We start from the raw sequence: 5,764 nt of genomic DNA, 5'->3' as shown, positions 1-5,764 counted from the left end.
AGCTTCTTCCCCGACGCCTGCGGGCGCCAGGCGCCCACGACCTCGCCGTCGGCCAGGACCGCCCCCGGGTGGCCGAGGACGGGCCACAGCACGCGCCGCCGCTCGGTCTCGGGCACGAGGAGGGCGCGGTCCCGCCCGGCGAGCAGCGGGTCGAAGGGCGGCAGCAGCCGCAGCCGGGGCGGTGCCGGCGGGTCGGCCAGCAGCGCGAGCCGGTCGGCGGCCACCCAGGCCCGCCGGCCCTCGACGCGGACCTCCGCGAGCGCCTCCTCCGCCGCCTCCACCGCGGGTCGCAGCAGCGACGTCCCGGTCCCCACCCAGGCCGCGAGGTCGGCGGTCGTCACCGGCCCCAGGACCCGCACGGCCGCCGTCACGAGCCGGGCGGCCGCCTCGGGCGACCCGGGACCCGAGGGCCGGTCCCACCCGGCCGGCGGCGGCGTGAGCCGCATCGTGCGCCCGGCCGGGTCGAGCCCGATCCCGGCCGGGCCGGCGCCGAGGCGCAGCACCTGGTCGTAGACGTGCGTCGCCCCGCAGGGCACGCAGTCGTACTGCAGCGCCCGCGGCAGCACGGCCGAGACCGCGCCGCTGACCTCACCCTTGGTCATCGGCTCCCGCACGACGTCGTCGAGCGCGGCCGCGACCCGGTCGATGGCCGCGAGCGGGGCGATCCCGATCTGCTCGACGTGGGGCGCGGACCAGTTCAGGCGCGCCGCCGCGTCGTCGTCGGAGAGCGGGCGCAGGGCATCCGCCCAGCCGCGCAGCGAACCGGGCCGGTGCCAGTGGGGCGCGCCGCGGTGGGTCCACGCGAGCTCGAGGCCCCGCCCGGCCGGGGGCACCGGTGGCCCGGGCAGCCGCGCGGCGAGCGCCACGGCGGCCGCGGGCCCGAGGTGCTGGACCCCGAGCGCGAGGACGGCCGCAGCGCCGTCGTCGTCGACCCGCCCCAGCCCCTGCGCGGCGACGCGGAACGCCACCGCACGCGCCCTCGTCACGTCCATCGCCCACCAGCCTGCCGAGCCGATCCCGACGCCCGCCGCCGGGTCGGACGATGATGGCCGCCGTGAGCTCCGTGCGCGCGGTACCCGAGACCACGGACATGCACGGGGACGACCTCTCCGCCGACGACGCCTGGCACACCGTCCGCCACACCGGCCTGCTCGCCCTGGCCCGCACCGCGTTCCTGCGCTTCCGCTACGGCGACGGCTTCAGCCACGCCCGCGCGTTCGCCCTCCAGCTCGCGCTCGCGACGGTGCCGCTGATCATCGCCGGGAGCGGGCTCGCGACCGCCATCGGCGCGGAGTCGGTCGCCGAGGTCGTCGCGCGCACCGTCGTCGCCGTCTCCCCCGGCACCGGCGACCAGCTGCTCGCCGACGTCGTCGACCGGGCGGCCGCGCCGGCGCCCGCACCCGCCGTCGAACCCGGCGAGGACGAGCCGGAGACCCCGGACCGGCCCGGCGAGGACCTCGGGGAGCTGGCGGTCGTGTTCGGGCTCGTCACCGCCTTCGTCGCCATGACGAGCGCGTTCGCCCAGCTCGAGCGCGGGGCGAACCGGGTCTACGGCGTCGAGCGCGACCGGCCCGCGCTGCGCAAGTACACGCGGGCGGCCGTCCTGACGGCGACGGCGGGCGTCGCCCTCGGCGTCGGGCTCGTCCTGATCGTGGCCGGCGGGCCGTTCGGGGACGCGCTCGAGCAGGTGTACCGGTGGGGCGACGTCGCCGAGACGGCGTGGGACGTGGTGCGCTGGCCGGTCGGCCTCGCGGCCCTCGTCGTCGCGGTCACGACGCTCTTCCGGTTCGCGCCGCGGCGTCGCCAGCCGGGCCCGTCGTGGCTCGCGCTCGGGGCCGCGCTCACCGTGGTGGCGTGGCTGGCGGCGTCCGGGGTGATCGCGACCTACGTGTCGGTCTCCGGGGAGTTCTCGGCCACCTACGGGCCGCTCGCCGGGATCATGGTGCTGCTGCTGTGGGCGCTCGTCACGGGCGTGGCGCTGCTCGCGGGCTTCGCGGTGTCGGCACAGCTCGAGGCGGTCCGCGCGGGCGTCGTCGACCCCCTCCTCGTCGACGAGGACGACGACGGCGTCCCCGATCACCGCCAGTCCGCGCAGCAGCATGCGGCAGGCGGGTGATGAACCGGGATGGTGACAGCAACTGTCAGGTGATGCGGTAGGACTGTGATCCGTGCGCGCGAGTCGACTGCTCTCCCTGCTGCTGATGCTGCAGTCGCGCGGGCGCATGACGGCGCGGGAGCTGGCCGACGAGCTCGACGTCTCGATCCGGACGATCTACCGGGACATGGACGCGCTCACCGAGTCCGGCGTGCCGGTCTACGCCGACCGCGGCCCCGACGGCGGGTACTCGCTGCTCGAGGGCTACCGCCCGCAGCTGACCGGCATGACCGCCGAGGAGGCCGACCAGCTCGCCCGCGCCGAGATGACCGCGCCCGCCGCCGAGCTCGGGCTCGGCCGGGTGCTCGCCGCCGCGCAGCTCAAGGTCCACGCCGCGCTGCCGAACGAGCTGGCCGAGCGCTCGCGCCGCATCGCCGAGCGCTTCCACCTCGACGCGCCCGGCTGGTTCCGGGAGGCCGACCACGTCCCGACGCTGACGGGGATCGCCGACGCCGTGTGGAACCAGCGCGTCGTCCGGCTCCGGTACCGCGTGTGGGGCGAGGAGGACGTCGAGCGGGAGCTGGAGCCGCTGGGCGTGGTCCTCAAGAACGGGGTCTGGTTCGTGGTCGCGGCGCCGCACGACGGCGGGTCGGTGCAGACCTACCGCGTGGCGCGGGTGGTGACCCTGGAGACCCTCGACGCGCGCTTCGAGCGCCCCGAGGGGTTCGACCTGTGGCGCCACTGGAACGAGCGGTCGTCGCCGCTGACGTCCGCGCTCTACCAGGCCGAGGCGGCCGTGCGGCTCTCGCCGACGGGGATGGACGCGGCCCCGACCGTCCTGCGTCCGCACACAGCCCGGGCGCTGTCGGAGCGGTCGTGGCCGGTCGACGACGACGGGTGGACGTGCGCGGTGATCCCGATCGAGTCGGTCGCGGCCGCCCGGTCGGAGCTGCTGGCCCTGGGCGCGGAGGTGGAGGTGGTGTCGCCGGCGATACTGCGTGAGCAGATGCGGGACGTGGCGGCGGGGTTGTCGGCGTTGTACGGGGACTGAGCGTCAGGAGGGTGCGCGTGTCGGGACCGGACCGGAGCTCGGGCGACTCCGCGGCGGAGAACACCCCGGACGCGACCCCGACTCCATCTCGCGGCCGCGCGGCGCCGCGATCCCCGTGGTCCCGGCGGCAGTACACCCCCGAGGAGATCGAGGCCGCGAAGCGGCAGTGGCGCGACATGCGCCCGTGGGACAGCCCGATGGCCCGCGCCGACAAGGTCCTGATCTCCTCGACGGTCGCGGTCATCGCGCTGATGCTGCTGACGCTGCCCGTGCGGCCGTTCCTGCTCGCGACGCACCCCGTCGCCCTCAGCGCCGTCACCGGCAGCCTCTCCGCGGTCGGCGCCGCCGCCGCCTTCGCGCGGGTCGGCGGCACCGACGTCTGGCTCGTCGTCCTCGCCGGGGTGTTCGGGATGATCAAGTTCGACTGGCTCTTCTGGTGGGCCGGCCGCCGCTGGGGTGCGAAGGGCGTGCGGTTCTTCACGCCGCCCGGTCGCGCGCAGCGCTTCGTCGAGCGGGTCCGCTCCTGGCCGCGGTGGAGTACCGGCCTGGTCGTCGTGGCCGCGGCGCTTCCCGGGGTCCCGTCGGTGCCGCTGTTCCTGCTCGCCGGCCTCGCCGGGATGCGGCTGGCGGCCTTCCTGGTCTTCGACGCGATCGGCTCCGCGCTCGTCGTGGGGCTCGTCGCCGGACTGGGCTACGGCCTGGGTCAGACGGCCGTCGACGTGGTGCTCACGATCGACAGCTACGCGGGATGGATCAGCATCGCCCTCATCGTGATCGTCTCCGTGCGGGCGGGACGACGCGGCCAGCCGAGCACCGCGCGCTGAGCCCACGAGATCCACGACGGCTGACCTGGAGGCGCTTTTCTGCCCTGGACACGACAGCGCCCCGCCCACCCCCCGCGAGGGGTGACCGGGGCGCCGGGTCGTCCTACCGGATCAGCCGTCCGCCGCGTCCGACGTTCCCGCCGTCGCGACCTCGGGGGTGTCCGGCACCGGGGTGGGCTTGGCCTCGCCCCGGAAGGTGAACTTCGCCGACTCGGGCGCGGCCTTCGTCCGGCCCTGGTCGTCGACCTCCACCGTCCAGCCCTCGACGTCGACCAGCACGATCTGCCCGGGCTCGATCTCCCCGAACAGGATCTTCTCGGAGAGCTGGTCCTCGATCTCGCGCTGGATCGTGCGCCGCAGCGGACGCGCGCCGAGCACCGGGTCGAATCCGCGCTGCGCGAGCAGCTTCTTCGCGGTGTCGGTGAGCTCGATCGACATGTCCTTGTTCGCCAGCTGCTTCTCCGTGCGCGCGATCAGCAGGTCGACCATCTGCACGATCTCGTTCTCGGTCAGCTGGTGGAACACGACGATGTCGTCGATGCGGTTGAGGAACTCGGGCCGGAAGTGCTTCTTGAGCTCGTCCGTGACCTTGTTCTTCATGCGCTCGTAGTTCGAGCCGGTGTCCGTGCCCGACTGGAAGCCGAGCCCGACCGCCTTCGAGATGTCCTGCGTGCCGAGGTTGGACGTGAACACGATGACCGTGTTCTTGAAGTCCACGACGCGGCCCTGACCATCGGTCAGGCGGCCGTCCTCGAGCACCTGCAGGAGCGTGTTGTAGACCTCGGAGTGGGCCTTCTCGATCTCGTCGAAGAGGACCACGGAGAACGGCTTGCGGCGCACCTTCTCGGTGAGCTGGCCGCCCTCCTCGTAGCCGACGTACCCGGGAGGGGCACCGAAGAGCCGCGAGGCCGTGTACCGGTCGTGGAACTCGCCCATGTCGATCTGGACGAGTGCGTCGTCGTCACCGAACAGGAACTCGGCGAGCGCCTTGGTCAGCTCGGTCTTCCCGACGCCCGAGGGCCCCGCGAAGATGAACGACCCCGACGGACGCTTCGGGTCCTTGAGGCCGGCCCGCGTGCGGCGCATCGACTGGGAGACCGAACGCACGGCCTCCTCCTGTCCGATGATCCGCTTGTGGAGCTCGTCCTCCATGCGGAGCAGACGGGTCGTCTCCTCCTCGGTGAGCTTGAAGACGGGGATGCCGGTCCAGTTGGCCAGGACCTCGGCGATCAGCTCGTCGTCCACCTCGGCGACGACGTCGAGGTCACCGGACTTCCACTGCTTCTCGCGCTCGGACTTCTGGCCGAGGAGCTGCTTCTCCTCGTCGCGCAGGCGCGCGGCCTTCTCGAAGTCCTGCGCGTCGATCGCCGACTCCTTCTCGCGACGCACGTCGGAGATCTTCTCGTCGAACTCGCGCAGGTCCGGCGGCGCGGTCATGCGGCGGATGCGCATGCGGGCGCCGGCCTCGTCGATCAGGTCGATGGCCTTGTCCGGCAGGAACCGGTCGTTGATGTAGCGGTCGGCCAGGGTGGCCGCCGCGACCAGCGCCGGGTCGGTGATCGAGACGCGGTGGTGCGCCTCGTACCGGTCGCGCAGGCCCTTGAGGATCTCGATGGAGTGGGCCACCGAGGGCTCCCCCACCTGGATCGGCTGGAAGCGGCGCTCGAGCGCGGCGTCCTTCTCGACGTGCTTGCGGTACTCGTCGAGGGTCGTCGCCCCGATGGTCTGCAGCTCGCCGCGGGCCAGCATCGGCTTGAGGATCGACGCGGCGTCGATCGCGCCCTCGGCGGCACC

The 5,764-nt window shown here is 73.8% G+C and carries 5 protein-coding genes; 3 read left to right on the top strand and 2 right to left on the bottom strand.

All coding sequences use genetic code 11. The features are described 5' to 3' along the window. The coding region (locus AC0CYZ_RS04505) for a DNA glycosylase AlkZ-like family protein (protein WP_472212748.1) at positions 1 to 992 on the bottom strand (992 nt) is incomplete at its 3' end. A 62-nt stretch (positions 993 to 1,054) separates the two neighbouring features. Here AC0CYZ_RS04505 and AC0CYZ_RS04500 point away from each other — a divergent pair. From AC0CYZ_RS04500 to AC0CYZ_RS04490, 3 genes are read left to right on the top strand one after another with little or no spacing between them, the layout of a single operon-like run. Further along, positions 1,055 to 2,116: a YihY/virulence factor BrkB family protein gene (locus tag AC0CYZ_RS04500; RefSeq protein WP_472212747.1), complete on the top strand. Its 1,062-nt coding sequence runs from the start codon at positions 1,055 to 1,057 to the stop codon at positions 2,114 to 2,116. 52 nt (positions 2,117 to 2,168) lie between these two features. Further along, complete coding sequence (locus AC0CYZ_RS04495) at positions 2,169 to 3,146, top strand: helix-turn-helix transcriptional regulator (RefSeq protein WP_472212745.1); 978 nt, start codon at positions 2,169 to 2,171, stop codon at positions 3,144 to 3,146. Positions 3,147 to 3,163: 17 nt separating this feature from the next. Beyond that, positions 3,164 to 3,970, top strand: a complete 807-nt coding sequence (locus AC0CYZ_RS04490; RefSeq protein WP_472212743.1) for a DedA family protein — start codon at positions 3,164 to 3,166, stop codon at positions 3,968 to 3,970. A gap of 111 nt (positions 3,971 to 4,081) precedes the next feature. Here the strand turns inward: AC0CYZ_RS04490 and AC0CYZ_RS04485 are convergent. Then, a partial coding sequence (locus AC0CYZ_RS04485; protein WP_472212742.1) for an ATP-dependent Clp protease ATP-binding subunit occupies positions 4,082 to 5,764 on the bottom strand: 1,683 nt, incomplete at its 5' end.

It is taken from the genome of Actinomycetospora sp. (assembly GCF_055612215.1).
Note: the sequence above shows the minus strand (reverse complement) of the source record. Positions and strands in the feature narration are given on the sequence as shown.